This window comes from Pedobacter polaris, from assembly GCF_005116505.1.
GTDB lineage: Bacteria > Bacteroidota > Bacteroidia > Sphingobacteriales > Sphingobacteriaceae > Pedobacter > Pedobacter polaris.
This window is the reverse complement of sequence record NZ_SWBR01000004.1, coordinates 303,048-329,668: the sequence shown is the minus strand read 5'-3', so window position 1 is coordinate 329,668 and position 26,621 is coordinate 303,048. Positions and strand designations below refer to the sequence as shown.

At 33.9% G+C, this 26,621-nt stretch carries 29 protein-coding genes and 1 pseudogene; 13 read left to right on the top strand and 17 right to left on the bottom strand.

Features of this window, described 5'->3' with window-relative positions; translation table 11 throughout:
* Positions 1 to 7: 7 nt before the first annotated feature.
* Complete coding sequence (locus FA048_RS16125; protein WP_136843000.1) at positions 8 to 3,244, bottom strand: SusC/RagA family TonB-linked outer membrane protein; 3,237 nt, start codon at positions 3,242 to 3,244, stop codon at positions 8 to 10.
* Between the two features lie 228 nt (positions 3,245 to 3,472).
* Here FA048_RS16125 and FA048_RS16120 point away from each other — a divergent pair, with 228 nt between their 5' ends.
* Complete coding sequence (locus tag FA048_RS16120; protein WP_136842998.1) at positions 3,473 to 4,489, top strand: LacI family DNA-binding transcriptional regulator; 1,017 nt, start codon at positions 3,473 to 3,475, stop codon at positions 4,487 to 4,489.
* A 3-nt stretch (positions 4,490 to 4,492) separates the two neighbouring features.
* Here the strand turns inward: FA048_RS16120 and FA048_RS16115 are convergent, their stop codons facing one another.
* From FA048_RS16115 to FA048_RS16085, 8 genes and pseudogenes are all read right to left on the bottom strand, one after another.
* Positions 4,493 to 4,723 carry a hypothetical protein gene (locus tag FA048_RS16115; RefSeq protein WP_136842996.1) on the bottom strand — a complete coding sequence of 77 codons (231 nt, stop codon included), beginning with the start codon at positions 4,721 to 4,723 and terminating at the stop codon, positions 4,493 to 4,495.
* Between the two features lie 67 nt (positions 4,724 to 4,790).
* Positions 4,791 to 5,261 (bottom strand): sensor histidine kinase, encoded by a 471-nt coding sequence (locus tag FA048_RS16110; protein WP_394347495.1) that lies wholly within the window; start codon positions 5,259 to 5,261, stop codon positions 4,791 to 4,793.
* A gap of 18 nt (positions 5,262 to 5,279) precedes the next feature.
* Positions 5,280 to 5,456 (bottom strand): annotated as a pseudogene (locus tag FA048_RS20140) (histidine kinase dimerization/phospho-acceptor domain-containing protein); the annotation flags it as partial.
* A gap of 12 nt (positions 5,457 to 5,468) precedes the next feature.
* On the bottom strand, positions 5,469 to 6,524 hold the full coding sequence (locus tag FA048_RS16105; protein ID WP_136842992.1) for a PAS domain-containing protein: 1,056 nt from the start codon (positions 6,522 to 6,524) through the stop codon (positions 5,469 to 5,471).
* Between the two features lie 11 nt (positions 6,525 to 6,535).
* Positions 6,536 to 6,850, bottom strand: coding sequence for a circadian clock KaiB family protein (locus FA048_RS16100; protein ID WP_136842990.1), 315 nt, complete (start codon positions 6,848 to 6,850; stop codon positions 6,536 to 6,538).
* A gap of 1 nt (position 6,851) precedes the next feature.
* Positions 6,852 to 7,133 carry a circadian clock protein KaiB gene (kaiB, locus tag FA048_RS16095; RefSeq protein WP_205943512.1) on the bottom strand — a complete coding sequence of 94 codons (282 nt, stop codon included), beginning with the start codon at positions 7,131 to 7,133 and terminating at the stop codon, positions 6,852 to 6,854.
* Positions 7,134 to 7,135: 2 nt separating this feature from the next.
* Entirely contained in the window at positions 7,136 to 8,884 is a 1,749-nt protein-coding gene (gene kaiC / locus FA048_RS16090) for a circadian clock protein KaiC (protein WP_136842986.1), read from the bottom strand.
* Positions 8,885 to 9,184: 300 nt separating this feature from the next.
* Positions 9,185 to 9,610 (bottom strand): nuclear transport factor 2 family protein, encoded by a 426-nt coding sequence (locus FA048_RS16085; RefSeq protein ID WP_136842984.1) that lies wholly within the window; start codon positions 9,608 to 9,610, stop codon positions 9,185 to 9,187.
* A 220-nt stretch (positions 9,611 to 9,830) separates the two neighbouring features.
* On the opposite strand from FA048_RS16085, the gene FA048_RS16080 reads away from it, so the two are divergent.
* From FA048_RS16080 to FA048_RS16045, 8 genes are all read left to right on the top strand, one after another.
* Complete coding sequence (locus tag FA048_RS16080) at positions 9,831 to 10,955, top strand: NAD(P)/FAD-dependent oxidoreductase (RefSeq protein WP_136842982.1); 1,125 nt, start codon at positions 9,831 to 9,833, stop codon at positions 10,953 to 10,955.
* A gap of 5 nt (positions 10,956 to 10,960) precedes the next feature.
* The gene (locus FA048_RS16075) at positions 10,961 to 11,674 is read left to right on the top strand and encodes a methyltransferase domain-containing protein (RefSeq protein WP_136842980.1); all 714 of its coding nucleotides are present in this window, start codon (positions 10,961 to 10,963) and stop codon (positions 11,672 to 11,674) included.
* Positions 11,671 to 12,723 carry a type III polyketide synthase gene (locus FA048_RS16070; RefSeq protein ID WP_136842978.1) on the top strand — a complete coding sequence of 351 codons (1,053 nt, stop codon included), beginning with the start codon at positions 11,671 to 11,673 and terminating at the stop codon, positions 12,721 to 12,723. The genes FA048_RS16075 and FA048_RS16070 overlap by 4 nt, the downstream gene beginning before the upstream one ends.
* On the top strand, positions 12,723 to 13,169 hold the full coding sequence (locus FA048_RS16065; protein WP_136842975.1) for a 3-hydroxyacyl-ACP dehydratase FabZ family protein: 447 nt from the start codon (positions 12,723 to 12,725) through the stop codon (positions 13,167 to 13,169). Before FA048_RS16070 ends, FA048_RS16065 begins: the two co-directional genes overlap by 1 nt.
* Positions 13,159 to 14,436, top strand: a complete 1,278-nt coding sequence (locus tag FA048_RS16060; protein WP_136842972.1) for a beta-ketoacyl-[acyl-carrier-protein] synthase family protein — start codon at positions 13,159 to 13,161, stop codon at positions 14,434 to 14,436. The genes FA048_RS16065 and FA048_RS16060 overlap by 11 nt, the downstream gene beginning before the upstream one ends.
* Complete coding sequence (locus FA048_RS16055) at positions 14,433 to 14,687, top strand: acyl carrier protein (RefSeq protein ID WP_205943511.1); 255 nt, start codon at positions 14,433 to 14,435, stop codon at positions 14,685 to 14,687. Before FA048_RS16060 ends, FA048_RS16055 begins: the two co-directional genes overlap by 4 nt.
* Positions 14,684 to 15,166, top strand: coding sequence for a 4'-phosphopantetheinyl transferase family protein (locus FA048_RS16050; protein ID WP_136842967.1), 483 nt, complete (start codon positions 14,684 to 14,686; stop codon positions 15,164 to 15,166). The genes FA048_RS16055 and FA048_RS16050 overlap by 4 nt, the downstream gene beginning before the upstream one ends.
* 104 nt (positions 15,167 to 15,270) lie before the next feature.
* On the top strand, positions 15,271 to 15,576 hold the full coding sequence (locus FA048_RS16045; RefSeq protein ID WP_136842965.1) for a hypothetical protein: 306 nt from the start codon (positions 15,271 to 15,273) through the stop codon (positions 15,574 to 15,576).
* Between the two features lie 248 nt (positions 15,577 to 15,824).
* On the opposite strand, the gene FA048_RS16040 is transcribed toward FA048_RS16045, so the two are convergent.
* Together FA048_RS16040 and FA048_RS16035 are read right to left on the bottom strand one after the other, a co-directional pair.
* Positions 15,825 to 16,094 carry a SemiSWEET family sugar transporter gene (locus tag FA048_RS16040; RefSeq protein ID WP_225872564.1) on the bottom strand — a complete coding sequence of 90 codons (270 nt, stop codon included), beginning with the start codon at positions 16,092 to 16,094 and terminating at the stop codon, positions 15,825 to 15,827.
* Positions 16,091 to 16,564 carry a low affinity iron permease family protein gene (locus FA048_RS16035; protein WP_136842963.1) on the bottom strand — a complete coding sequence of 158 codons (474 nt, stop codon included), beginning with the start codon at positions 16,562 to 16,564 and terminating at the stop codon, positions 16,091 to 16,093. The genes FA048_RS16040 and FA048_RS16035 overlap by 4 nt, the downstream gene beginning before the upstream one ends.
* Before the next feature lie 345 nt (positions 16,565 to 16,909).
* On the opposite strand from FA048_RS16035, the gene FA048_RS16030 reads away from it, so the two are divergent.
* Together FA048_RS16030 and FA048_RS16025 are read left to right on the top strand one after the other, a co-directional pair.
* Complete coding sequence (locus FA048_RS16030) at positions 16,910 to 17,968, top strand: response regulator (RefSeq protein WP_225872563.1); 1,059 nt, start codon at positions 16,910 to 16,912, stop codon at positions 17,966 to 17,968.
* Between the two features lie 325 nt (positions 17,969 to 18,293).
* A complete protein-coding gene (locus FA048_RS16025) occupies positions 18,294 to 18,908 on the top strand; it encodes a YceI family protein (RefSeq protein WP_136842961.1) in 615 nt (204 codons plus the stop codon).
* A 69-nt stretch (positions 18,909 to 18,977) separates the two neighbouring features.
* On the opposite strand, the gene FA048_RS16020 is transcribed toward FA048_RS16025, so the two are convergent.
* The 4 genes from FA048_RS16020 to FA048_RS16005 all read right to left on the bottom strand — a co-directional run bounded on the left by FA048_RS16020 (position 18,978) and on the right by FA048_RS16005 (position 23,576).
* On the bottom strand, positions 18,978 to 20,729 hold the full coding sequence (locus FA048_RS16020) for a PAS domain S-box protein (RefSeq protein ID WP_136842960.1): 1,752 nt from the start codon (positions 20,727 to 20,729) through the stop codon (positions 18,978 to 18,980).
* A 2-nt stretch (positions 20,730 to 20,731) separates the two neighbouring features.
* Entirely contained in the window at positions 20,732 to 21,163 is a 432-nt protein-coding gene (locus tag FA048_RS16015) for a response regulator (protein ID WP_136842957.1), read from the bottom strand.
* Positions 21,164 to 21,272: 109 nt separating this feature from the next.
* Entirely contained in the window at positions 21,273 to 23,042 is a 1,770-nt protein-coding gene (locus FA048_RS16010) for an ATP-binding protein (RefSeq protein ID WP_169306898.1), read from the bottom strand.
* A 39-nt stretch (positions 23,043 to 23,081) separates the two neighbouring features.
* On the bottom strand, positions 23,082 to 23,576 hold the full coding sequence (locus tag FA048_RS16005; RefSeq protein WP_169306897.1) for a YfiR family protein: 495 nt from the start codon (positions 23,574 to 23,576) through the stop codon (positions 23,082 to 23,084).
* Positions 23,577 to 24,112: 536 nt separating this feature from the next.
* On the opposite strand from FA048_RS16005, the gene FA048_RS16000 reads away from it, so the two are divergent.
* On the top strand, positions 24,113 to 25,255 hold the full coding sequence (locus FA048_RS16000; protein ID WP_136842951.1) for a hybrid sensor histidine kinase/response regulator: 1,143 nt from the start codon (positions 24,113 to 24,115) through the stop codon (positions 25,253 to 25,255).
* 87 nt (positions 25,256 to 25,342) lie between these two features.
* Here the strand turns inward: FA048_RS16000 and FA048_RS15995 are convergent, their stop codons facing one another.
* Both FA048_RS15995 and FA048_RS15990 read right to left on the bottom strand, forming a co-directional pair.
* Entirely contained in the window at positions 25,343 to 25,639 is a 297-nt protein-coding gene (locus FA048_RS15995) for a hypothetical protein (RefSeq protein ID WP_136842948.1), read from the bottom strand.
* A gap of 79 nt (positions 25,640 to 25,718) precedes the next feature.
* Positions 25,719 to 26,051, bottom strand: coding sequence for a Dabb family protein (locus FA048_RS15990; protein ID WP_136842946.1), 333 nt, complete (start codon positions 26,049 to 26,051; stop codon positions 25,719 to 25,721).
* A 184-nt stretch (positions 26,052 to 26,235) separates the two neighbouring features.
* Here FA048_RS15990 and FA048_RS15985 point away from each other — a divergent pair, with 184 nt between their 5' ends.
* A complete protein-coding gene (locus FA048_RS15985) occupies positions 26,236 to 26,601 on the top strand; it encodes a DUF2200 domain-containing protein (RefSeq protein ID WP_136842944.1) in 366 nt (121 codons plus the stop codon).
* Positions 26,602 to 26,621 lie beyond the last annotated feature (20 nt).

The following is a 26,621-nucleotide window of genomic DNA, read 5'->3' as shown; positions in this document are numbered from 1 at the left end:
ATTATGATTAAAATGTCATGTTTAAACCTGCCAATACATATCTACTACGTGGGTAGGCTGCGTAATCTATGCCCGGTGTTAACGGATTTGACCTACGTGTATTTGCTTCTGGATCATAACCTGAATAACCAGTGAAACTATGCAGATTATTTACAGTTACATATACCCTCAGTTTAGAGATGAACTTACTTTGTTTAACAAATTGTGTTGGTAAAGAATAACCTAAAGTGATGTTGTTTATACGTAAAAAAGAACCATCTTCAACAGCATAAGATGTTAAAGTATAATTACCAGGAGATGGTGTCCATAAAGTAGTATTGACATTCATTGCTGTTAACGCAACAGGATCGGTAACTTTAACCCCGTTTGCATCAAAATTTTTCCATCTGTTATTCATGGTTGATAAAAGGTTATTATCTCTCACGTTAAACTGAGAAGAGAATTCTATCGTATTGGCATTGTAAACCTCATTTCCAACAGAGAAATTCATAAATATGCTTAAATCAAAGTTTTTGTAAGCAAACTGATTGTTAAAACCACCAGTAAACTTAGGTTGAGAAGTCCCTAAAACTGTTTTGTCATCATCTCCAATCAACATGCTACTAGAGTTTGATAATTTTTTAATCTTCATATCTCCAGGTTGTGGCTCTCTATTACCAATTAAAACCCGGCTATTTGCAACATCTGGCTTAAGTACATACGTATAAACTCCAGTTGTTGTATTTTGGGTGTAATTAAAATCATTTACAGTATATCTTCCATCAGACACGAAACCATAAAATTGTCCTACAGGTTTTCCAACTTCAACTTTAAAATCAGCTAAACTATTTACCCATCCAGATTGAACTACATAAGATTGAACGCCACTTTGTAATTCAAGTATTTTGTTTTTGTTGAAAGAGAAATTCACACCAGCATTATAAGTGAAATCTTTAGATTTAACTACTGCTGCATTTAATTGTATTTCTATCCCTCTATTTTGAGTTTTACCAACATTTTGTTGCTGTGTATTGTAACCATTAATTGGAGGAATATTTGCATTTAACAATAAATCTTTAGTACGGTTATCATATAAATCTAATGCCAATGACACTCTATTTTTAAGTAATTCTATGTCAAAACCTAAATTTGCAGATATATTCTTTTCCCAAGTAATGTTATTATTTGCTAAAACATTACCTGCTATTAAACCAGTGGTAACAGAACCATCTGTAGCGGCATATCCACCTTGTGTAGAGTTCGCTGAAAATAAGGTTCTGAACAAGTCTTGTGGAATTCTATTGTTACCTGCTAAACCATAACTTGCTCTGATTTTAAATGAGCTCAACCAATCTAACTTCATGTCTTTAAAGAAATCTTCCTCAGATAATCTCCAAGCTATTTGCGCAGATGGAAAATTTCCCCATCTTTTACCAGCAGCGAAGAATGACGAACCGTCTCTACGATAATTTAATGTAGCTAAATATTTGCTTTTGTAGCCATAAGATGCTCTTGCAAAAAATGACAACTGACGAGAACCTGATTGAAAAGAGGTAGGCTTATCCTGAACAGAACCCGCCGTAGGTGGTTCTGCTTTTTGAATGCCAGCAAAAGCTTCTTCGGCAGTAATGTTTAAAGGAAACCATCTAATTGTACTGCTATTAGATTTAACATCCAGTTTATTTAATTCTTGTCCTACCAATAAATCCAAGCTATGATCTTGTCCAATGTTTGGTTTATAATTAATCACGTTGGTATTAATTAATGTTGTTCCATTAGAATTGTCTAAAACAACAACCGGCAAACCAGAACTATTTCTTGCTAAGCCACTTAGCGGTCCATTAAATCCATTAGTTTTTCTATCGGCAAAAGTTAACCCTATTGTTGATCTAATACTTAAGTTCTTTAAAATTTGATAGCTTAAATATCCACTACTAATTAAATCGTTACGATAATCGTATTTAAGTTCTTGCTGAGCCAAAGAAATTGGATTAGATAACTGAGTGGCTAAAAAATCTGCATCGAATAGATCTCCTGCATCATCACCACCAGAATATGGTTGATAACGTACAGAGTTTCTTAAACGGTTAGTACCTTGAGAACCAGTGCTTGTGGTACCAACCCCCTCTATTCTTTGGCGACTATAACGCACGTTTACACCGGTTCTAATTTTATCAGAAATTTTATGGTCAAAACGAAAAGATGCAAAAGTACGGCGATAGCCAGATTCTAACATAATACCATCTTCATTGGTATTGTTTACGGTAAAATTATAAGTTGTAGTTTTCGTACCACCAGATAAACTTAAAACCTGTGTATTTGAAAATGCTTTACGGCCAAATACTTTATCTTGCCAATCTATGTTCGGTATGTTTTTATAAATTTCTAAATCTTCAAAAGTTCCATATTTTTTGGTAAATGCATCCTTTACATCTTGTGCTGTATTGTTGTTATACAATTCATATTGGTAACTTACAAACTCAAAGGGGTTCATCACATCAAGCTTATTTACAATTTGTCTTACTCCTGCATAGGCATCAAAAGACACAATTGTTTTGCCATCTCTACCACTTTTGGTAGTGATAATAACCACACCATTTGCACCACGACTACCGTAAATAGATGTTGATGCTACATCTTTTAAAACATCTATGGTTTGAATTTCATTTGGAGACAGAATAGACAATGCATTCTCTACCTGGATCCCATCTACAATATACAAAGGTGAGTTATCTCCTGTTAATGAGCTTCCACCCCTAACTCTAATCTGTATTTCGGCTCCTGGGGTACCTTCAGTAGTCGTAGCAGTTACCCCAGCTAATTTACCAGCTAGTGCTTCTGCTGCTGTTCCTACCGGAAAATCTGCTAAATCTTTTGCACTAATAGAAGAAACAGAACCAGTTAAAGCTTCTTTACGAACTGTGCCATAACCTATGTTAACAATATTAACTTCGTTAAGTGTGGTCGAATTTTCTTCTAAAACAGCATTTATTTGCGTTTTAGTACCAACTTCTATTTCATAATCATTAAAACCTATTGATTTGAAAACGAGAACGGTTGTTCCTGTGGTGGGGATACCAATTTTATAAGTCCCTTTGTCATCGGTGCTTACAGCAATTTTAGTTCCCTTTATCATAACGCCTACGCCTGGCAGCACAACGCCGGTACCTTTTTCGGTTACCTTTCCCGTAATTTGTCTAGTTTGTGCATTGGCTAAATTTATCCCAATAGCAAACACCCAAAGGAGCAGTAAAATTTTTTTCATACATTAAATATATTTGGTTTTGTTGGGCCTTTTGGAAAGGCTTACAATAACAAGTCTACATTGTTTTTTTTATAAACCATGACAGTACAGGACACTAAATCTGTGCAATCGTTCCCGACAACGTTGCCAAAAGCACCCCAGAAAATTTATAAGCAACCAAACGAAAAAAATCGTATTATTATAAATTGATTTTTACTACTAAAATATTAGCTGAATATTGCTTTAACTATGTTTGAGCCCGTAACCATAAAAGATATCGCAAAGGCTTTAGGCTTATCTACCTCTACCGTTTCAAGAGCGTTAAGAGATACGCATGAAATAAGTGCAGCCACTAAAAAAATCGTACTTGCCTATGCCAAAGAAATCAATTACCAACCTAATCCTATTGCCTTAAGCTTAAAAGAGCGTAGAAGTAAATCTATTGGGGTAGTGGTAAGTGAAGTAGCAAACAGTTATTTCTCACAAGCCATAAATGGAATAGAGTCAATTGCTTACGACAGAGGATACCATGTTATCCTTTCGCAAACCCATGAATCATATGATCGTGAAGTGATTAACGTACAACATTTGGCTTCTAGGTCTGTTGATGGATTATTGGTTTCTTTATCCTCTCAAACAGAAGATATTTCTCACCTCACCTCCTTACATGAAAGAGGTTTGCCTATTGTTTTTTTTGATCGCGTAGCGGATGAAATAAACACACACAAAGTGGTTGCCAATAATGAAAAAGGTGCATTTGATGCCACATCTCATTTAATTAAATCTGGTTATAAACGTATTGCGCATTTAACAAGCTCAACACAATTATCAATTAGTATAGAACGTTTAAAAGGATATGAAGGGGCTTTAAAAGCCAATAACATTGAGCCAAATTCTGCTTACATTAAACATTGCCCACATGGTGGAATGATTTATCAGGAAATGGAAGATGCTATAAAAGAATTAATGTCTTTACCAGAAAAACCAGATGCCATTTTTGTAGCTGGTGATAGGTTAAGCACAGGATGTTTAAGCGTATTTAAGAACTTAAAAATTTCGGTTCCAAATGACATGGCAATTGCTGGTTTTAGCAATTCTGATGTGTTAGACTTGTTTAACCCATCTTTAACTTCGGTTCGTCAGCCAGCATTCGAAATAGGTAAATTAGCTACCCAAATGTTGCTACAACTTATTGAAGCTAAATATCCGGTAGAAGAATTCGAGAAAAAGGTTTTAGAAACCGATTTATTTGTAAGAAATAGCTAAATATTACTCCATTTCAAAACCAGTAGCCAATTGCTGCAGTTCCTCTTCAGATATGAGCTTGGGATTGTTGTATTGCTTGTCTAACATAGATAATGCAACTTTGAAATGTCCGTTGGTTGTATTAATTAAACACTCACCATTATCTATTGTGGCAGATATATACTTTCCAATTCCTCGGTTGATATCCGAAAACCTAAGTACTAATTCATGGAATATAAACACTGGATAATTCATACATTAAAAGTATAAGGCCAATGTTAAGTAAGTATGAAGTTAATGTTATTTTTTGTTAACATTAACTTTACATTGAATTCTGCTTTACCATTGGCAACCTGAACCAAAATTCACTCCCTTTGCCTATTTCACTATGCACACCAATTTCACCATTGTTCTTTTTAATAATCTCAGCGCAGATATATAGGCCTAAACCCAAACCAGAATATTGAAAACCTCCCTCATCAATTCTATAATACCTATCAAAAAGATGAGGTAGTTTCTCGGCATTGATGCCAGGACCACTATCAACAACTGATAGTTTTACTGACTCTACACCCTGTACAATTGCAACTTCAATATTTTCAGACGCCGGAGCGTATTTAAAGGCATTATTAATAAAATTAACCACTACTTGCTCAATTCTTACGGGATCTCCATAAACATGTGCCTGCAAATCTCCTACTAATTTAATTTTTACGCGATCTCTGGGCTCAATGTTCTGTATACAATCTTCTACAACACTAATCAATTTAAAATCAATAGGTTTAAGGTGCATTTGTCCATAGGTAATCTTACTTGCATTTAAAAGCTCTTCAATTAAGTTACTCACTTTAGTCATGCTTTTATTTGCCTGATCAATAAGAATGGGCAAATGTCCATTTGGATTATCTTTTAATCGGTTTAACAATTGCAAGGAAGCCTTTAAACTTGTAATCGGAGTTTTTAGCTCATGACTGGCAACACTAATAAAATCATCCTTTTGCTAAATTGCTTTTCTCCGCTGTGTCACATCAATAAATGTTCCTAAGCCACCAGATAGTTTTTCATTTTCATCATATATGGATACAGCATTAACGGCGATATATAATAATTCTTTTCCTGGAACTTGGATAGCAATTTCATAATCAAAAATTGGTTTTCCGGTTTGCATGGCTAAATAAATTGGATTTTCTTCAGGTTTCAATAAGGTACCATCCAGCTTTAACCTATCCCACTTTGGATTATTATATTTTCCTGGGTTTTGCAAATCTTCGCTAACACCTAACAATTGTTTAGCCATGTTATTGGCATAAACTAATTCATTATTTATGTCAACTATCCAAACCCCCTCGGCCATTGTTCCTAAAATCTTAGACAATCGCTGCTCACTCTCATAAAGATCTTCTGTAATCTTAACCTTAGCTGTTATCACCTGCTCTAAATCAAGCGTTCTTAATTTTACAGTTTCTTCTAAGTTTACATTTAACCTCCTTGCAACTTGCTCTGCTTCTTGTAATTGCCTGTTTTTCTCCTCTAAAAGCTGTTGATTATTTTTTTGTTCTGTTAAATCTGTTAAAATGATACTCAGCGAAATTCCTTCATCTAAATCGAGTGTTTTTAAAGACAAGAGAACAGGTATGTCGTGTAAACTAGAGGCTAATTTTAGCTCACCTTTTGTTAATATATTTTCCCAAGCACTATCAATTAACTCTATGCATACAGGCAAATTATCTTTAGCAATGTAATTATAAAAAGATTGCCCAATTACCTTCTCTAAGGGTTGGTTAATGAGTAGAGCGAATTGAGAATTACTATATAGTATTTTGCCATTTTCATCAATTGTAATAGCACCTTGTGTCATTTGCTCTATAAATATACGGTAAGTTTGATCTGCACTTTTTAGGGTGTAAATCTGATGCCCATCATCACCATTAATTACCAAAGCATCAATTTCACCAGATCTTATGGCATCAATAGTATCTCTAGCCTCTTCTAGTTGGTATTGGATTTCTTCCAATTCCTCCTTTAGTTGTTGATATGATTTATCATTTTCAGCCATCAGAAAAAAATTTAATTCAATCCTAAACCTTTAAGCACTTTGTTTACATCAGACATATCTCCTACCAACCTACGAATAGGCGCTGGATATTTTTTGATGAGTAATGGAACAGCAAAAATATCTTCTTTTTGCAATAGAAGGGGCTGTTGGTGGATATCAATAATTTCAAGTTCGTACTTACCCTTTAAATTATTTTCTAAAATAACTTGTAGATTTTTTATTGCCTTAACAGACATAGATGATGCACCAGCAACGAATAAACGAAGGCTGTATTTTTCATCAACTGCAATAGTCCAATCTTGCGGTGAGCTGCCCTCTATTTCCATATTAATCTTTTGTTCTTATGTCTAAACCCACCAATACTTTTTCTTTATTAGAAAGGTCACCAATAATTTTACGAACTGGCTCAGGTACTTTTTTAACTAAAGTAGGAATGGCTAAAATTTGATCCCCTTCTGCCAATTGTGGATGTTCTAACAAATCAATTACCTCAATAACGTATTGGCCTTTCAAATGTTCTTCACAATATTTTTTCAAATTACTCAGTGCAGTAGTAGACTTTAATGTCTTTCCTGCCACATACAGTCTTAATTCATATTTTTTACTCAAAATTACTCCTCTTTAGGGTTTGCCTGATCTGGTTTTTGATAATTACCAGATCTAAATTGCGTCATTTGCTTACGTGTCTTAGTTATCACCTCACGCTTAATATCTTCTTCTATATACACCTTATTCAACTCTTCTTCAGTAGACTCGAACTCTGTTTTTAAACTTTCTATCTTTGCCTCTAGTACTTTACGCTTACGTAAAAGCTCCCTGTCTTTACGGCCTAGTGCATTACTATGCAAAACCATACCAGTTTCTTCTAATAGCACCTGTGCTTCTCTTGCCGAGCCAGTTAAAACACCTTCTGGACCAATATAAACGTCAATTAAATCGAGGCCTTTATTGGTGATTACAAACTCTCTTACTTGGTTAGAGTGTTTCATCCCTCTAGTTTTCATTACATATAATCCTCTATTTCTTTCGCCATTAAACTCGATATCCTTAATACATAACCACGAATCAACTAAAGAAGAAACTCCATCATCTGTTTGTTCATTGATAATGCTATTTAAAGTTAAAGCAGTAAACATTACAGTAATCTGGCTTTCTTGCAAAAAATCAATTAGTCTAACTAACATAGACTTTACATCGCTAAAGCTTCCTACGGTTATTAAATTTGTAATAGGGTCTAATACTATAACGTCTGGTTTAAATTTTTGTATTGCTTTGTGTATTGCCACCAAATGCATTTCTAATCCATACAATGTTGGTCTTGCTGCATAAAACTTTAATAAACCTTTATCCACATGTTTTTGCAAATCCAAACCAACAGAGCTCATATTTCTAATAATTTGCGATGGAGACTCTTCAAAAGCAAAATATAAACTTTTCTCTTTTCTTGAACATGCAGCATTTACAAAGCTTGCGGCGATGCTGGTTTTACCAGTTCCTGCTGTTCCAGATACTAAAATGCTACTGCCCTTATAAAAACCTCCAAGCGAAAACATCTGATCTAACGAGGGTATTCCCGATTTAATGATAGAAGTAGCTACTGGTTTATCTAATTTAAGTGAAGTTACAGGTAATACAGAAATACCTTCTTCATCAATTAAAAATGGATATTCATTTGTGCCATGCAGTGAACCACGATATTTAATGATCCTTAATCGCCTTGTAGATATTTGATTGATTACCCTATGGTCTAAAAATATTACACAGTCAGACACGTATTCTTCTAAACCTTTTCTAGTTAAAGTTTTTTCACCTTTTTCACCAGTAATAATTGCCGTAACACCTTTATCTTTTAAAAATTGAAATAAGCGACGCAGCTCTGCTCTTAAAATCCCTTCATTGTCTAAACCACTAAATAGGTTTTCAATGGTATCTAACACTACTCTTTTCGCTCCAATGCTATCAATAGCATGACCTAAACGAATAAACAAACCAGACAAATCATATTCACCAGTTTCTTCAATTTCGCTTTTATCTACATGGATATAATCAATTTTAATTTTTTTATCTTTTTGGAGCTTTTCTAAATCAAACCCTAAAGAAGTAACATTCATGGCCAGTTCATGAGCTTTTTCTTCAAAAGCAATAAATACCCCTGGCTCATTATAATCTGTAACACCTTTTACAATAAATTCTAAAGAGAACAACGTTTTACCACACCCCGCACCGCCACAAATTAAAGTTGGTCTTCCTTTCGGAAAGCCGCCCAATGTAATCTCATCTAAACCGTTAATTCCGGTTGGGGTTTTAGGCAGCGTTGTTAATTTATTTGCTTCTTTTTTGAGAGCTGTATATTTTGACATAAAATTTTATTTCAATCATTAAACAAACGAAATAACTTAGTTATCTAAATTTCTGTTTATTAAATGCAGCGCATTTTAAGGATAGATTTGATAACTAAATTTTCAAATAATCAAAATAACAATCAAACTACATAAAAAGTTTCCTAAGCAAAATTTATATGTTGTGAATAACCTAAATTCTAAGAGATTCAAAAGAATAACCTATAAGAAGTAATGTAAATTTAAGTCAAAATTAAGATGAGGTAAAAAAGGAGGTGCAAATTGAATTACACACAAAATTTACGCTAAAAAAATTATATATTAAGGCAATTTATAAGCTTGTCTACCTAGTAATCTCCATGCCGAGCCTTGCTTTTGCCATACCAATAGAATACCCAAATGCACTTCACCGGGCTTGCCACCATCATTGGTTTTAGCATGAAGTTCATGGCGAACTAACGCTGTTTTACCAGTAACTTTTACCGTTTGATTTTTATATTCAATGCTTACAAAATCAGAAGAACCGTTTGCAATTGCTTCAACAAAAGCAGCTTTATCTTGTATCTTACCACTAGAATGACCATAGCTTAAATCTGTTGCTGCAACATTTTCTAAAGCAGTTCTTTCACCACTAATTAACGCCAAACGCATATTTTCTACCGCAGCTAAAAGTTTTGTTTCGTCTTTAGATTGAGCTTTAACCATAATACTTACACCTAATAATAAGAATACAATAATTTTTTTCATAACGATTTTATTTGTGAAATAAAGCTACGATAAATTTGATGATTTTAAGCGTCTGTGTAATTTACATAAACCATTAAAAATCAAAGCCCCATACTTAGGGGTTTTGAAATATTTGAGAGTTTGGTTTAAGAATTCTAGTAATCAAACATTCTCCTGCTAAACTTGTTGAGCTCATGAATTTAATCTCGTTGATTTATTAAAAACAAACTAGATTGCATAAATGAAACTTGATGCAAATGTTTTAATTATTGGTGGTGGCTTAGCAGGGCTTACATGCGCTATCCATCTTGGCAAATTAGGGCACAAAGTTTTATTAATTGAAAAAAATCAATATCCGCATCACAAAGTATGTGGCGAATATATTTCTAATGAAGTAATGCACTATCTCAAATGGCTTGAACTAGACATTGAACTCTTAAAGCCAACACACATAACTAAATTTCAGCTCACAACTATCAATGGGAAATCAATAAATGCACAACTACCCCTTGGAGGTTTTGGAATTAGCAGGTATGCTTTTGATGAATTTCTTTTCCAAAAAGCCAAACAAAATGGTTGCACCATTATAAATGATACTGTAGTTGATGTTAAATATAAAGCCGATTTCTTTGATGTTAGTACATTAACCCAGCATTATACAGCAAAAATTGTTTTAGGAGCTTATGGCAAAAGAGCAACATTAGACCATAAATTAAACCGTAGCTTTATTAACCATAAATCGAATTGGTTAGCGATTAAAGCACATTACAAAGGGCAATTTCCTTCAGATTTAGTGGCATTACATAATTTTAAAGGGGGCTATTGTGGTATATCAAAAGTAGAGAATGATACACTTAATATTTGTTATTTGGTTAGTTATGAAACTTTCAAAAAACATAAAGACATCACCACACATCGCGAAAATATATTGTTTCAAAACATCCATCTAAAAGAAATATTAGTAAATAGTACCATACAGTTTGAGGCACCATTAACTATTAGTCAAATTGCTTTCGAAAACAAAGAGCAGGTGAAAAATCATGTAATCATGATTGGAGATACAGCCGGTTTAATACATCCACTTTGTGGAAACGGAATGAGCATGGCCATACATAGTGCAAAAATAGCTGCTACCCTACTTTTAAGTTATCTTAACAATGAAATTACTACTAGAGCGGCATTAGAGCAGCAGTATATAAGGGTATGGAAAAAAACCTTTAGCAACAGGTTGTTTTTTGGGAGGTTATTGGCAAGTATTTTAAAAAACGAAAAATTAGGCGATTTATTAATGAAAGGATTGATTAAATTTCCATCATTACTACCTATAATTATTAAAAAAACGCACGGCAAACCGCTAACAAACTAGAAAACATGTTAATTGATACAACATATAGAAGTAATGCCGAAGAAATAATGGATGATTTTGCATTAGAAGGTGAAATACTTAGAGATGCACTAGATAAAATTGCCAGCATTAATCAACTGTTAGGTGGAAACAAAGTAACCATTCAAGGTGTTAAAGAATTAACGTTCAATACTAAAAAAAAGCAAACTATTAGTGTATTAGATGTTGGCTGTGGCAATGGAGACATGCTAAGGATAATTGCTGATTATGGTATGCACAACAACATAAATTTTAAATTAACAGGCATTGATGCAAATCAATATACTGTAAATTATGCTCAAAAACTATCAGAGGCATATGCAAACATTAATTATCTGTGCGAAGATATATTTGACGATAAGGTGAAGGAGCAACAATACGATATCATATTATGTACCCTAACCTTACATCACTTTAAAGACAATGAGATTTTAACCTTAATAAGCTCATTTAGTAAAAGGGCTACGATGGGCATAATCATTAACGATTTGCACCGCAACAAAATGGCTTACTATTTATTTAAAGCCTTGTGTTTTGTTTTTGGTTTAAATACAATGTCAAGAGAGGATGGCTTAGTTTCTATTTTAAGAGGTTTTAAAAAACAAGACATCTTAAACTATGCAAATCAACTCCATATTAAAAATTTCACTATCCGGTGGAAGTGGGCATTCAGATATCAATGGATTATTAGATCAACATGAGCGTAAAAATTAAAGCCGTTAGCAAAGCCCTACCTCGTTATACAAGGTCTACTGCCCAAATTATTCCATTTTTAGACAACTGGCTTTATGAACAAGATGAGCGATTTGTAAAAAAAGTTAAAAAGCTATTTGAAGGAGCGGGTGTAGATCAACGCTACTCTTTCATGTCACCAGAAGAAGTATTTAGCCATACCAGTTTCGAAGAGCGTAATGAAATTTACATTAGAGAAGGCATAAAACTAGGCATTGAATGTTTAAAAAATGCTTTAACTAAAGCAGAATGGGAACCTCAGACAATAGATTTTTTAATTACGGTAAGTTGTACCGGTATTATGATTCCTTCTTTGGATGCTTACTTAATTAATGAATTGGAGTTAAAGCAAGATATTGTTCGCCTACCTGTTACAGAAATGGGTTGTGCTGCTGGCGTATCTGGAATGATTTACGCCAAGAATTTTCTAAAAGCTAATCCTGGTAAGAGAGCAGCAGTTGTAGCTGTAGAATCTCCTACTGCAACTTTTCAATTGAATGATTTTTCGATGGCTAACATTGTAAGTGCCGCCATTTTTGGAGATGGTGCTGCTTGCGTTTTACTTTCTTCTCATGAGGAGGATGAAGGACCAGAAATTATTGCCGAAGAAATGTATCATTTTTACAATGCAACACAAATGATGGGATTTAAACTAACTAACTCTGGCTTACAAATGGTGTTAGATGTTGAAGTTCCGAATACCATTGAGAAACATTTCTCAGAAATAATCCATCCTTTTCTAACTAAACAAAAGTTAAATATTGAAGATATAAATCACCTAATTTTTCATCCTGGAGGAAAGAAAATTATTCAAATTGTAGAAACTTTATTCGGTACATTAGGTAAAAACATAGATGATACTAAAGAGGTTTTGCGTTTATATGGAAATATGTCTAGTGCAACCGTACTGTATGTTTTAGAACGATTTATGGATGCGAAACCAAAAAAGGGTGAGAAAGGTTTAATGCTAAGTTTTGGACCTGGTTTTTCTGCTCAAAAGATTTTATTAGAATGGTAATGAAAGCAGTAGATATTTTAAACAAACTCCCCTACACCCATCCTTTTCTCTTTGTTGATGAATTAGAAAAAATTGATGAAAATAGCGTAACAGGAAATTACACTTATCACCCTGATTTAGATTTTTACAAAGGGCATTTTAAAGAAAATCCCATTACACCAGGTGTAATATTAACCGAAACAATGGCACAAATTGGCTTAGTTTGTTTAGGTATTTATTTATTATCCTTAGAAAAAGAAAATGGCAATGGTCAAATATGGATGACTTCAGCAAATGTAGCTTACCTCAAACCAGTTTATCCGGGAGAAAAAGTAACTGTAACTTCATTAAAAAAATACTTTAGATTTAATAAATTACAGTGTTACGTTGAAATGAAAAATAATAAAGGAGAAATTGTGTGTGAAGGTACACTGGCAGGCATGTTAGTAGAAAATAATGGAACATAGAGTTGTAATTACAGGCATGGGTGTTGTTGCACCAAATGCAATTGGCCTTAATGATTTTATAGATGCCATTAAAAACGGTGTTTCGGGTATTGAATTCGATCAACAATTAGCAGATTTACAATTTTCTTGTCAGATTGCCGCAAAACCAAAACTAAAAGAAGAGCAGATCTCAACTTGTTTTAGTCCACTAGAATTAAGAAACTTTAATAGCACAGGGATTTTATATGGCGTTATTGCTGGGATGGAAGCTTGGGCAGATGCTGGATTAGCCATTAATGGTAGTAATGAACCAAATTGGGATTACGGGACAATTTTTGGAGCTTGCACTTCAGGCATTGCTAAGTTTCATGAATCTATCTATAAAATTGATGAACAGAATGTTAAAAAATTAGGCAGCACAGTTGTTGCCCAAACCATGAATAGTGGCATTAGTGCATATTTAGGCGGTAAATTAGGATTAGGCAATCAGGTAAGTACTAATTCATCCGCCTGTTGTACTGGTACAGAAAGTTTGATTTTGGCCTTTGAGCGTGTAAAATATGGCCATGCAGTTATAATGTTAGCTGGCTCAACTAGTGATAGCGGGCCCTATGTTTGGGGAGGTTTTGATGCCATGAAGGTTTGTACCTATAAGCATAATGAAAGCCCAAAGCATGGTTCTAGACCTATGAGTAATACCGCAAGTGGTTTTGTCCCAGGAAGTGGTGCTGGTGCTTTTGTTGTAGAATCATTAACACATGCCTTGGCCAGAGGTGCTAAAATATATGCAGAGATTTTAGGTGGCAATGTAAACTCTGGTGGTCAACGAGGCACAGGGACCATGACTGCGCCTAGCCCAATTGCGGTTCAGAAGTGCATTCAAAATGCATTAACAAATGCCCAAATTGATGCTAATGAGGTTGATGTTATTAATGGGCATTTAACAGCTACTGCCATGGATGCACTAGAAATAGATAACTGGGCCAAAGCACTAAATAGAAAAGGTGAAAACTTTCCTTTAATCAATTCGCTAAAGGGAATGGTTGGACATTGCCTAGCTGCCTCAGGAAGTATAGAGTGTGTTGCTGCTGTTTTGCAAATAAAGCATAATTTCATTTTCCCAAATGTGAATTGTGAAGACCTCAACCCAGCAATTACAGATTTAATCAATGAAAATAAAATCCCGCAGCAAATGGTGTCGAAACAAATAAATACCTTAGTAAAAGCAAGTTTTGGTTTTGGAGATATAAATGCTTGCATTGTTTTTAAAAAATACCATAAATCATGAATAGAGAAGAAATTATCGCACTCTTAAAGCCTATTGTTATTACCTATGCACCACCTTCAGCAGCGTTAGATCATATTAATGAAGAAAGTGACTTCATTACCGACCTTAAAATCAATTCTGCTAATTTAGTAGACATAGTATTAGATGTAGAAGAAAAATTTGACATTACTATAGATAATCAATCTATGGAAAAAATGTTAACCGTTAAAGCTGCAATAGATGTGATTAGCGACAAATTAAATGAAAAATGATAGGAAATGATGTAGTTGATCTCTTACAAGCTAGTATAGAAAGTAATTGGAAGAGAAAAGGCTATTTAGCAAAGATTTTTACAACTGAAGAACAACATATTATTCAAAACTCGAAGGACGCCAATGCTACGGTATGGTTATTATGGAGCATGAAAGAAGCAGCTTATAAAATTCACAACCGTAAAACTAAGCTTAGAAATTTTGCACCATCAAAACTCATTTGTAAAATCGATTATCTAAGAAACGGAATAATGGGATCGGTTTCTAGTGGTGGAGAGAAATATTATACTAGTAGTGAAATCAATCTTAATTATATCCATACCATTGCGGCGCAAGAGCAAACTCAACTTGCCTATATTTCTACATCAATTTATGAAATTCCTTACCCAAGTGATTACAGGTTATCAAAACCTGCCTGCATTAGTCATCATGGTAATTACTTAGCATTGGTATACTTTGCAAATCAAGGAAAATGTTGAAAAGATTATAATTATACTACCTGGTAAATGACTATTTTAGTTGTTTAAACCGATATATATTTATGATTAGATATGACTGTCTTTACTTTCTTGAAAACTTTAATATGTTCATCTTAGAAATTAAAAGAACAGATTTACCAAGTGATTCAGAGGCTTCATCTGTATTCAATTGGCTTAGAATAGACAAAGAAACCTTAAACATTACACAGCTTACATTTAGCTCGATGGATTCTGCTGGAGAAATTGAAGAACGCTTTTTTAATGAGGGGTACCTCAAATTCAATCAAACTACAGGAACTTTTATCGAAAAGTACAACTCTGCACAACATCCCCTTGATAGGCGCTTGACTTGGAAAATATCAACGCTACTCTCAAATGCCATTGAAGATTTTATTAAGCAGGTAGTCTAACCACCGAAAGCGCACTGAGCTTTCAGTTACAGGGAGATAGCCATATTACCTGTCGTTTACGCATAATTCCTGGCGAAAAAGACAATAACCTAATTTTTAAGCGAACTACTCGCAATGAGGAGATTTCTGGGACAAAATTAAAAGAAGGACACACTGAATTTAGCTTACAGGGTGATCAAACATTGAAACTAGAATGGTCTAAGCGAGTTAAACGTATGTAAAACCAGCTACAACTAATATGTAGACTTTTATTTTGTCTTTTTTGAAAATCTATAGTTAAGCACGATCATTATAATATCGCAAACTACTGAAAATGCATTAGTGATAGTAATGGGCAGTTCATCTAACAGAATCCCATAATAACACCAAAGTGCATTACCTACCAGCAGAACGAAATACATCACTGGTGAAACAGCTTGCGCTTTTTTATCCTTTAACACTTTTATAATCTGTGGAAGAGAAGAAACTGCAGTTAATACCCCAGCACTAATCCCGATAATAGTCTTGATCTCCATCATACTTTTCCTTCTTTAATCTGGATTTTTCTTTTCTCTTCCTGAACCTGCTTTGCCGCATCAATCGAATGAGAAGTATGGATGTCCTCATCCTTTTCTGCTTTATCAGAGAGCAGCTGATAGTACTGATGTAGCACGTCTAGCTCTTCTTCGGTCAAATCCTCAATATCTACCATGCGGTTACTGGCATGTCTACTAGCTGCGATTAGTTCATTAAGCTTTAGTTGAATTGCCTTACCATCCTTGTTCTGTGATTTCTGGATTAGAAATACCATTAGAAAAGTAACAATCGTTGTACCGGTGTTAATTACCAATTGCCATGTATCGGAAAAATAGAACACAGGGCCAGATATCCCCCAAAATAGCACAATGCCAAAAGCAGTAATAAATGCTGATGAACTCCCAGTCCAAGAAGTAATAGCTGTTGCAGCCCTGTCAAAAAAATTACCATTTTTCTTTTTGCTTTTTTTCATTTCTCTTTTGTTTTTATTTCTAGATATCCTACCCAAAACAGGGATATTTGGTCATATTCCCAAGCTAAACAACCGTTAGGCAAACTTTGTTTCCTGTACCATGCGACACCTTGATTATTTGATAACCTTAAGTAATAACAATCCATCTTTTACCAAGTCTTAATCCTATAATTTATTACTACTTTTCTATATCATTGAAAAAATGCAGAAACTTTTTGCTAATTTGTTATGTTCTCTTGGAGGTTTTGAACGTTAATTAAGCAAAATAAAAAACATACTGTAGGTACAAAGATTCAACAGTTTCACCAAGAGCTTAACTATGAATAACTTAAACATTTTTTTATAATGATAAAAAAAACAAGTGTTTTAATTATAGAAGATAACGATCATATTAGAGAAAGCACGGCAGAACTTTTAGGTTTGGCTAATTATGAAGTGTTTAAGGCAAAAGATGGAAAGCAAGGAGTAGATTTCGCTGTAAAACTGCTTCCTGATATTATTCTTTGTGATATTACTATGCCAGAATTAGATGGATATGGTGTATTGCATATGCTGCATAAAACCCCAGAAACATCAGCTATCCCCTTCATCTTTATTACTGCAAAATCTGAAAGGCTAGATTACCGCAAAGGCATGGAAATGGGCGCCGATGATTACCTTGCAAAACCTTTTAATGATATGGAATTGATGAATGCCATAGAGACTAGGTTAAATAAGAAAAATAAAGAGAAGGATTTTTACAGTCATTCGTTAGAACAAATTGACACGCTATTACACCAAAAAGGATTTGAAGAACTTCGAGATTTAATTGCCGAACGCAAAATTAGACGTATTCACAAAAAACAAACGGTATATTATGAAGATGATAGTGTAAATGGGATATATCTTGTAGTAAGTGGGCGCATAAAAACTTTCAGGTTGGCAATGGATGGTAGAGAGCTTTTGACTGGCATCTATCATAAAGAACAGTATTTTGGCGTACCTTCTTTTCTTTCAGGTCAAGCATATCAAGAATCTGCAGAAGCGATGGAAGATAGCTCAGTATGCCTATTACCGAGTGAAATGATAGATAAGCTATTAAACAAATATCCAGCTGTTGCACTAAATTTCATTAAACTATTATCAAATAGCATATTAGATAAAGAGGAACAGCTATTGCAATTAGCTTATAACTCCGTGAAAAGGAGAATTGCCCAAATTTTGCTTCGACTAAATTCAAGTAACAAAGCCAACGACAGTAACATTATCAAAATCTCCAGAGATGATTTGGCTTCGATGGCAGGAATGGCTACCGAAACAGTAAGCAGGGTGTTGAGTGATTTTAAAGATCAGGGCTTAATTGAGAAAACTGGAAGCCAAATTCATTTAATTGATGAAACAAAACTACAAAACATAAAGAACTAACACTTCATCTTATTGGTTTGAAGCATAATCTAACGTTAGTCTACATAGCACTAAATAGTTATGAACTAAAAATTGTAAGCTTCTTTTCAATGTAAAGGCGCCTTAATTTTCATAGTTTGCAACAATTATGATAGATAACACAAATTAGGATAGTACGATGTTATCTTTTTATTAAATATTTAACAAAAAACCTTCTTCTTTGACCTTTAAGGCCTGTAATCCAAAAATGTGATCTTAATCACGTTTTCTCAAATTTACAATCATTTTTAATGAGGGGTGCTTAGTATATGTTTGTGATACTATTCACAGCATAAATCTTATAGGCATGGAAAATTTCAACACAAAAAGTATCTATACTTTAGCACTCCGCACCCTTAGCCTTTGTGCACTATTATTTTTCTTTTCTGCTTTTACCAACAGTACAGGTACAGCATTAATGTACAAAAGCAACGCTGAATCAAAAATGAAATTATCTGGTTATTCAAAATTAAATAACTGGACTATGGGCTTTAAGAGTTTGAATAGTGAAGGAAGCTTTATTATAAAAGATGGAGAGCTAGATAGAATAAGTGAGCTTAAATTCGATATATTAACAAATATAGTAACAAATGAGGGTGAAGAATTAGACTCAGAGCTATATACTTTATTAACCAATGGAGAAGCTCAAAAAATCTCATTCAAACTTACAAGACAAATGGTATTGCCAATTATGAAAAAAGTACACCTTGTAGGAGATTTCACATTTGCAGGAGAAACGCATTCAGTAAGTCTATACCTAGACTATGAAGTAGATCAAAATAAAAATGTAAAATTTAACGGTACAAACACAATTTTACTAAGCAACCTTATTACTTCGGCAAATAAAGCTAAGTTAAAAGCATTGAAATGTAATGACCTGTTAACTTTCACGTTAGCACTTAACCTAGATGCTAAATCTTAAATTACATCAACCTATTTATTAAAATCTAGCGTTGTTATCTTTATCCAAGCCTTCATTTAACTAAAATAGTTATAATAATCCATCTGCTTTTTTCTGAATAACTTTAATGATCTCATCTAATTCTATGGCAGAATCAACGAGTCTTTTCACAATTTCTTGATTTGCCTCTATTTCTTTTGTTTCAAAATCAAGTAATTCTGACAAGCTCATAATATTACATAATGGAGCCCTTACCACATGAGACTGCATCCATGAAATTTCATTTAATTTTTTGTTCTGTTCTTCTATCTGGTTAATGTAATTGGTCTGATCAGTAATATCCTGCATGGCGCCAATCATCTTTATGGGTTCGTCCTGTTTATAAATGATAAATCCTCTATCAAATACATCTTTATAAGAGCCATCCTCACATCTGAACCGGTAATTGTCTTGCATTCTAAATTCTTTCTTTTTAATGCGTTCATTGAGATTAGACATCACCATATCTATATCAGCTGGATGTACATGTTCTCGCCAAAAATCTATAGTAGTTTCCAGATTCACATTGTGACCAAATATTCCTTTAAGCCCTCGGTTCCATATCACCATATTACTTGCAAAGTCCCATTCATAAATGGCATCACTTGTAGCTTTTGAAACAGTATCATAGCGTTTAATACTTTCTTCAATTTCTTTTTCGATCTCTACCCTATGTGTAATATCCCTTGAGTTTGAAATTATTCCTCCAACTGCTGGGTCGTCTGTTAGGTCAGTAAGAATGGTCTCAATCCACCTGTATTCGTCGCCTTTGCCTTTAAACCTAAATGGTGCTACCTCTATTCGTTTATGTTCACTTAAAGATTTAAATTGTACTATAATCTTACCAACATCATCTTTATGCACAAAATCGAATACATTTCTCCCAATATAAACTTCAGGAGATAAACCCCATATAGATTTTGTTGAGGGACTCACATACAGGTAATTTCCAGTTTTATCCATAACTGCGATAAGATCTGCTCCCTCTTGCACCAATGCTTTAAATCGTAGTTCGCTCGCTTTTAATGCAGCTTCGGCATTAAGGTTATTGGTAATATCAACAATTAGGGTTAGCCTTGCCTGTTTATGATTAAAAAGTATCGAGTTGCTCTGAATGTTTACATAAATAACTTCTCCATTTTTTTTAATATGTCGCCAGGTCTTCCTTTCTATCTGTTTATCGTGTTTAATCTGGTTTATCGTTTCCTTTAAAATCTCAAAATCTTCTTCATTCCTTATATCCCGAAGTGTCATTGTAAGAAATTCTTCCCTACTATATCCGTAATGTTCAATTGCTGCATTATTTACATCCATAAACTGCAAAGTCTCAATATCGTATACCCATTGTGGTAAAGGACTAAGATTAAATAACTTACGGTAACTTTCTTCGGATTGGTTTAGCTTCTGATTAATTATTTCACGCTCAATACTATACACAATGCTTTTATGTAGGTTGGTAAGCGTGAGTTCATCCTTTAATAAATAATCTGAAACACCTAAATAAAGCGTCTTTACACCATAATGCTTGTCATTATAACCTGTTAATACAATAATGGGTACACCTTTAGCAATTTCAACAATATCTGTTACTAAAGTACCACCTAAGGCATCAGGCAAGGAAAGGTCAAGTAAAATCACACTGAGTGCAGCTTCACTAGTGATCATGTGTTTTGCTTGAGAAAGCGTTGTAGCATTTAGAACATCTGGCTCATCAAAAATCTCGGTTAAATAGTCTTCTATAAGCAGAAAATCTCCTGCATTATCTTCTATCACTAGTATACGTAATTTTGAAGACTCAGACATTCTTAAACTTTAGGTAATTGAACTACACTTATCCAAAAGTCTTTAATTGAAGCAATTGCTCTTATAAATTCTTCTGAATCTACAGGCTTTGTAATGTAACAGTTTACATTATTCTGATAAGAATTCATGATATCTTTCTCAGAAGAAGAAGTTGTTAGCATAACCACTGGTATATGTTTCAGATTTTCTTTTGATTTGATAAATTTAAGTACTTCATGTCCATTTATCTTTGGAAGGTTTACGTCTAACAACACCAGATCTGGAGTTATAGAGTTGCTATATTTCCCTTTTTTTTCTAAATATTGGATGGCCTCCCAACCATCTTTAACAACAAAAAGTTTACTGTTAATCCGCCCTTCCACTAAGGCTTCGGTTGTTAATAGGATGTCTCCTTCGCTGTCTTCAACTAACAAGATTAAAGCTGGTTCGGTCATTTTCTAGTGGGTTGTAGTACAAAAATCTTTTAATTGAATCTATATATTTTTTTTTAAAAAGGTAAGCTAATTTTTTAAGTTAAGCAAATCCTTTATATTAATGATGTGACTATTGTTTATCATTATTCTTAGTAATTGTAAAAGTAAAAATTGAGCCTTTGTCCAGCTCAGATTCTACCCAAAGTTGAATGTCATATTTTTCGGCAATTTTTTTACAGATAGCCAATCCAATTCCTGAACCAGAATATTCGGTATTATTATGTAATCTTTGAAAAGCTAAAAATATTTTGTCGAAAAATTGAGGGTCAATACCGATACCATTGTCAATTACGGAAATTTTCCAATACGTTTCCTCTTCCTCTGCAATGATTTTAACTATGGGTTTCACATTTTCCTTTTGATATTTTAGCGCATTACCAATCAGATTTTGTAGCATTTGCTGCACAGGCATTCTTATAGCTCTCACCGTTGGCAGGTTCTCCGCTATAACCTGAGCTCCTTTTTCTTCAATAGTTGTTTTGCAGAATTGAACCACTTGGTTAACAACTTCATTTAGATCAACCAACTCTAAGTGTTCCTTCTTTTTTCCAATTCTAGAATATTCCAATAGATCTAAAATAATACGTCTCATCCGCACAGCACCATCTACTGCAAAATTTATGTATTGCTTAGCTTTGTCATCAAGCTGATCTTTATATTTTTTCTCAAGTTGCGTTAAAAAACTGCTTACCATCCTAAGTGGCTCCTGTAGATCGTGAGAGGCAATATAGGCGAACTGCTCTAATTCTTCATTCGAATAAGCTAGTTCTTTTGCCCTTTTTTGAAGTTTATATTCTGCATTCTTAATCGCTGTGGCATCTCTGGCGATACAATATATTAGTTTTTCCTTTTCTTTCCATCTCGCAGACCAGATCATCGAGACTTCTTTGCCATCTTTTCTAATAAATCTGTTTTCAAAATTGGTACTCTGCTCTCCGTTAATAATTAGTTCAATAACTGGGTCAATACCTGCTATATCATCTTGGTGTACCAAGTTTTTTAGATTACAGCCAATCAGTTCAAAAGGTTCGTAGTCCCACAATGTTTTCGCTGCTGCACTAATTTTCACGAAATTGCCTTTTCTATCCAGCGTACAAATTACGTCTACAGAATAATCCATAATATCCTGAAGTTCAGCACTGCTTTGCTCCAATTGATGATTAATGGAAACGATAGAAATATTCTGCTTTTCAATCTGCATAATCATGTAATTGAACGACTCTGTTAACCGCCCTAGTTCATCAGATCCCACCTCTACTGCACGAACAGAGTAATCTTTATCATCGGAAATTGCTCTTGCAGTTTCAGCTAATTCTAAAATTGGGCCTGCAATGCGTTGCTGAAGCTTTAATGAAAGAAAATAAGCCCAACAAGAGATAAGTATAATAATTAGGATTACTACCGCAGTGTAAACTTTAAATCGTTCATAAAGCGTTTTCATGTCATACTTTATATAAAGTGTGCCTAATTGTTTATTGTATTGTACAATTGGCTGGAAAAGTGTAATAAAATTGTTTTGATATTGAGACCCATTACTTCCTACTTTTTTTGGAAAAGCATCAGCAGGGGCATTTATTGGATATTGGGCAAATAAATGGTTTTCTTTATCATAAAGAGCAGCAACTAGAATCCGGGGTTCTGATTTTAAAGCAAGTAAAATTTCTGTGGCATCCTTATGATCTTTAAAAGCTAAAGAGGCTGTACTATTTATAGCAACAATTTTTCCAATCGTAGAAAGCCTACTTAAAGAAGATTTGCGAAAAGAATAATATTCGTAAGAAAAAAATGCAATACAGGCCAAAAGCAAAACAGATGCGCTATTGACCAATATCGCTGTCATCAATTTTCTTTTAATCGAAACATTTTTTCCGAACATAGATTAATTTTTTACTTTAGTAACTGTAGCTAGCCTTAATAGCTTTGAACTTATAGAGAGATCTGTGAGGTTAGCTGCATCAACATTAATCTTAAAGCCAACTTTATTGTCCGAAAGAACAAAGCCAATGATTCCTCCTAACTGTATAAACTTAGACGCATCACCAACAGTAAGGATATTCTGGTTTTTAAGCCTTATCAGTACTTCTTCCATCTCATTTTGGTTTTTAAGATTAATGTACAAAATATGGCAGGTTTTAATATCCTTTACACTATCAAAGTGGCGAACAATAATCGGATGTCCTTTTACAGACTCATCCCGAATAGTTTCTTCTAAAAAACTTCCAAAAGGGTTTTCACCTAATATACCGATAATGAAAGGATCCTTTTCATTTTTAAAGGATTTATTTGGCCAAGCAACAAATTGCGTAAAATTATAAAGAAAAACCGCCTTTAACTGATATTCGTTAGGAGTATCTTCTATATCAGGATTCTTCATTCCGCTCAAAAGAAACAAAACCAGTACCGAGCACCAAATTTTAATTGTTAGCTTCTTAAGCTGGATAAATAGTCTAACTATCCTCATTGCCTTTGTATATTTTGTTTTAATTGCCAAATTCTACGTGTTGTTGTTTTAATCGATCTGGGTTGGCATAATAATTCCATATTTTTAATTCTCATAAAGTTGATGCTAAGGTAATCAATCCTTAATAGGTCAAAAAGATATAGGTAGGCAACTTACCAATAATGTATGGTTAAATTTAAAGAATTTAAATATATAAAGTTTGGGCCACTGCATTTTGTATAAGGCCCAATAAAAGAAATGGAAGAACTAAAGCAACAAGCCTAATCTTAGCATTTTTGGGACCCATAAATAATATTATATTTGGTTAAGCATATTAAATTTAAAAAAGAAATTGAATTAATACAAGCGATTTTTTATACAAAAAAGAGCGCACTTCCAGAAAATAGATAATTTTTATATCTTACGCTATTGATTAAAACTCTAATAAGAGTTTTTTTTTGTAAAGCATTATGGATAAAAAGCACTTTAAAATTTTGGTCATTGAAGACAACCCTGGAGATGTTGCATTAATCGAAATATTTTTAAATGAGCAGATTTTAAATCCTACCCTCGTTTATGCAGAAAATTTTAATCAGGCTGTAGAGGCATTGTCCAACCAAAATGCAGATTTTGATGTAGCCTTATTAGATCTTTCCCTCCCTGATAAAAGTGGACAGGCATTAGTAACTGAGATGCTTGAGCTTAGTTCACAGTGTCCAATTATCATCTTAACAGGACACGGAGATATTGATTTCAGTATTAGATCTATTTCTCAGGGAATTTCCGATTATTTGATCAAAGATCAATTAGATGCCAGCATGCTTTATAAAAGTATCATCTACGCGGTTGAACGAAAGAAAACTGCAATTAAACTTAACGAAACTGAAATTGCCAAGGCCGAGGTAAGCTTTTCTTTAGCAAAGGAAAAGGAATTAAGTCAATTGAAAAGTAGTTTTTTATCAATGGCTTCTCATGAATTTCGTACACCATTAAGTTCTATACAACTTTCAGCAATACTTATTGACAAATATCTACAGCTTTCCGATAAGGAGAATATTTTAAAGCACGTAAATATGGTTAAGGCTGACGTTCATAATCTCAACACCATTTTAAATGAGTTTCTTTCATTAGAAGGCATAGAGGCAGGGAAAGTAGGTGTACAGCTTAAAAATTTTGACTTGGTGGCTTTGGCCCAAGAAATTAAAGAAGAAATGCAAATGTTGGCTAAAAATAATCAAATACTCAACTATAGGCATATTGGTAATGCATACGATGTTTTTTTAGATCAGCATCTTTTAAGGAATTGTTTAATTAACCTTCTTTCTAATGCTATTAAATACTCTGGCGAAAATTCAATTATTGAATTAATAACAGAAATTAACGAAGAACATTATAAAGTAACGGTAACAGACAATGGTATCGGAATACCACAAGAAGATCAAGAGCAGTTGTTTGGTGCTTTTTTTAGGGCATCCAATACGGGTACTATCCCAGGAACTGGTCTAGGTCTCAACATTGTTCTTCGGTATGTAAACTTAATGAATGGCGAGCTAGACTGTAAAAGCACAGAAAATGTAGGCACTACTTTTACAATGTTATTTAAAAATAAATAAGTGTCAATTCTGGTTTAACCTATGTTGCCTCTTTTTCATTTGACCGATAATTTGAACCTATTACATGAAGGTATTTAATAGATTAAACTAGTGATTAGACAAATAGCGTACATTTGATATTTCCCTCCCAATTCTACTAATCAGTTCCTTATCGAATATTAACCCCCTACAGTCGGCAGATTCGTCACAGGGATAATCGATGTTGCCATATTTGAAGAGCTCCCTTGCAGAGATTGCCCCCCATGCACTACCCTGTTCATCCAAAAAAAGCTCACCCACCAATGCACCCTTGAAAAGCACCATAAAACCAATATCCCCAACTGGACGGATGTTTAGGTTAATTAGTCGATTATTTCTGCTGATCAAGATATTGAAGGCATTCATGATGACTGGGTTAAACTCTAATAACAAAAGTATTCCTAATTTGTTTATCAGCCTAAAAAAACACATTAAATGAGATTGTTTATCCAACCCGAGAATCATATACGATTACTTTTTCCCAAAAATGTTGATATTGTTTAATCGCATCTAGGTGTGTGGGATGGTTCTCGTAAATGCCAATATCATTAAGGTTCTTGAAAGTTGCAATTAGGTTGTAGGTAAATGAATTATCTACTACATCCCTTTGATTGGTATTCGCTGACCTTCCATATCGCAACGATTTAACAATTGGTATGGTTTTCAATAGCTCAAAAAAAGCCGCAAATTCATTAATCTCCTGCTCGCTTAAATCTTTCTTAAGCCAGAATAAAACATAGTGCGTAACTTCTTCATCAACAAAACTATTTCTTTCCATATTTGATTTTTTAAGAGCGAGGGGTTAAACTTGTTATACAACAATAATGTAAATATACATTCTTAAAGAAGTTTGGCGTAACCATTTCTTCTTTTTTGCCTTTGGTTCTGTTTATTTGGTCATCTATATTTTTATGGATATTTTTGATATAATTTGAATCTTAACCTAGTCATTTAACATAGATATGAATACCACCAACATACACAATGAGCGTATTGCAAAAATGACTTTTGCCTCAGTTTATCCTATGTATCTCACAAAAGTGGAGAAGAAAGGCAGAACAAAAGAAGAGTTGCATCAGGTAATAACATGGCTAACTGGCTTCGATAATGAGAGGCTAAAAGACCTAATTGAAAAAAAAGCAACTTTTGAAACATTCTTTCAACTGGCCTCACTAAATCCAAATGCAAACCTTATCACAGGAATAATCTGTGGGTATCGTATTGAGGAAATTGAAAACCCTCTAACCCAACAGGTTCGATATCTGGACAAGTTAGTGGATGAATTAGCAAAAGGAAGGAAAATGGAAAAAATATTGCGAGGTTCGTAAGCAGAATTAGCACCATGTAA

Bases quoted from the DNA above. Each gene is read 5' to 3' on its own strand.
- FA048_RS16025 (WP_136842961.1), top strand. From the start codon at position 18,294: ATGGAAAATTTCAACACAAAAAGTATCTATACTTTAGCACTCCGCACC.
- kaiC (WP_136842986.1), bottom strand. From the start codon at position 8,884: ATGTCAAAATATACAGCTCTCAAAAAAGAAGCAAATAAATTAACAACG.
- FA048_RS15995 (WP_136842948.1), bottom strand. From the start codon at position 25,639: ATGAATGCCTTCAATATCTTGATCAGCAGAAATAATCGACTAATTAAC.
- FA048_RS16125 (WP_136843000.1), bottom strand. From the start codon at position 3,244: ATGAAAAAAATTTTACTGCTCCTTTGGGTGTTTGCTATTGGGATAAAT.
- FA048_RS16110 (WP_394347495.1), bottom strand. From the start codon at position 5,261: ATGCACCTTAAACCTATTGATTTTAAATTGATTAGTGTTGTAGAAGAT.
- FA048_RS16070 (WP_136842978.1), top strand. From the start codon at position 11,671: ATGAGCGTAAAAATTAAAGCCGTTAGCAAAGCCCTACCTCGTTATACA.
- FA048_RS16035 (WP_136842963.1), bottom strand. From the start codon at position 16,564: ATGAAAAAAAGCAAAAAGAAAAATGGTAATTTTTTTGACAGGGCTGCA.
- FA048_RS16015 (WP_136842957.1), bottom strand. From the start codon at position 21,163: ATGACCGAACCAGCTTTAATCTTGTTAGTTGAAGACAGCGAAGGAGAC.
- FA048_RS16115 (WP_136842996.1), bottom strand. From the start codon at position 4,723: ATGAATTATCCAGTGTTTATATTCCATGAATTAGTACTTAGGTTTTCG.
- FA048_RS16065 (WP_136842975.1), top strand. From the start codon at position 12,723: ATGAAAGCAGTAGATATTTTAAACAAACTCCCCTACACCCATCCTTTT.
- FA048_RS16085 (WP_136842984.1), bottom strand. From the start codon at position 9,610: ATGAAAAAAATTATTGTATTCTTATTATTAGGTGTAAGTATTATGGTT.
- FA048_RS16050 (WP_136842967.1), top strand. From the start codon at position 14,684: ATGATAGGAAATGATGTAGTTGATCTCTTACAAGCTAGTATAGAAAGT.
- FA048_RS15985 (WP_136842944.1), top strand. From the start codon at position 26,236: ATGAATACCACCAACATACACAATGAGCGTATTGCAAAAATGACTTTT.
- FA048_RS16010 (WP_169306898.1), bottom strand. From the start codon at position 23,042: ATGACAGCGATATTGGTCAATAGCGCATCTGTTTTGCTTTTGGCCTGT.
- FA048_RS16030 (WP_225872563.1), top strand. From the start codon at position 16,910: ATGATAAAAAAAACAAGTGTTTTAATTATAGAAGATAACGATCATATT.
- FA048_RS16060 (WP_136842972.1), top strand. From the start codon at position 13,159: ATGGAACATAGAGTTGTAATTACAGGCATGGGTGTTGTTGCACCAAAT.
- FA048_RS16105 (WP_136842992.1), bottom strand. From the start codon at position 6,524: ATGGCTGAAAATGATAAATCATATCAACAACTAAAGGAGGAATTGGAA.
- FA048_RS16000 (WP_136842951.1), top strand. From the start codon at position 24,113: ATGGATAAAAAGCACTTTAAAATTTTGGTCATTGAAGACAACCCTGGA.
- FA048_RS16100 (WP_136842990.1), bottom strand. From the start codon at position 6,850: ATGGAAATAGAGGGCAGCTCACCGCAAGATTGGACTATTGCAGTTGAT.
- FA048_RS16005 (WP_169306897.1), bottom strand. From the start codon at position 23,576: ATGAAGAATCCTGATATAGAAGATACTCCTAACGAATATCAGTTAAAG.
- FA048_RS15990 (WP_136842946.1), bottom strand. From the start codon at position 26,051: ATGGAAAGAAATAGTTTTGTTGATGAAGAAGTTACGCACTATGTTTTA.
- FA048_RS16040 (WP_225872564.1), bottom strand. From the start codon at position 16,094: ATGATGGAGATCAAGACTATTATCGGGATTAGTGCTGGGGTATTAACT.
- FA048_RS16120 (WP_136842998.1), top strand. From the start codon at position 3,473: ATGTTTGAGCCCGTAACCATAAAAGATATCGCAAAGGCTTTAGGCTTA.
- FA048_RS16020 (WP_136842960.1), bottom strand. From the start codon at position 20,729: ATGTCTGAGTCTTCAAAATTACGTATACTAGTGATAGAAGATAATGCA.
- FA048_RS16055 (WP_205943511.1), top strand. From the start codon at position 14,433: ATGAATAGAGAAGAAATTATCGCACTCTTAAAGCCTATTGTTATTACC.
- FA048_RS16080 (WP_136842982.1), top strand. From the start codon at position 9,831: ATGAAACTTGATGCAAATGTTTTAATTATTGGTGGTGGCTTAGCAGGG.
- FA048_RS16075 (WP_136842980.1), top strand. From the start codon at position 10,961: ATGTTAATTGATACAACATATAGAAGTAATGCCGAAGAAATAATGGAT.
- FA048_RS16045 (WP_136842965.1), top strand. From the start codon at position 15,271: ATGTTCATCTTAGAAATTAAAAGAACAGATTTACCAAGTGATTCAGAG.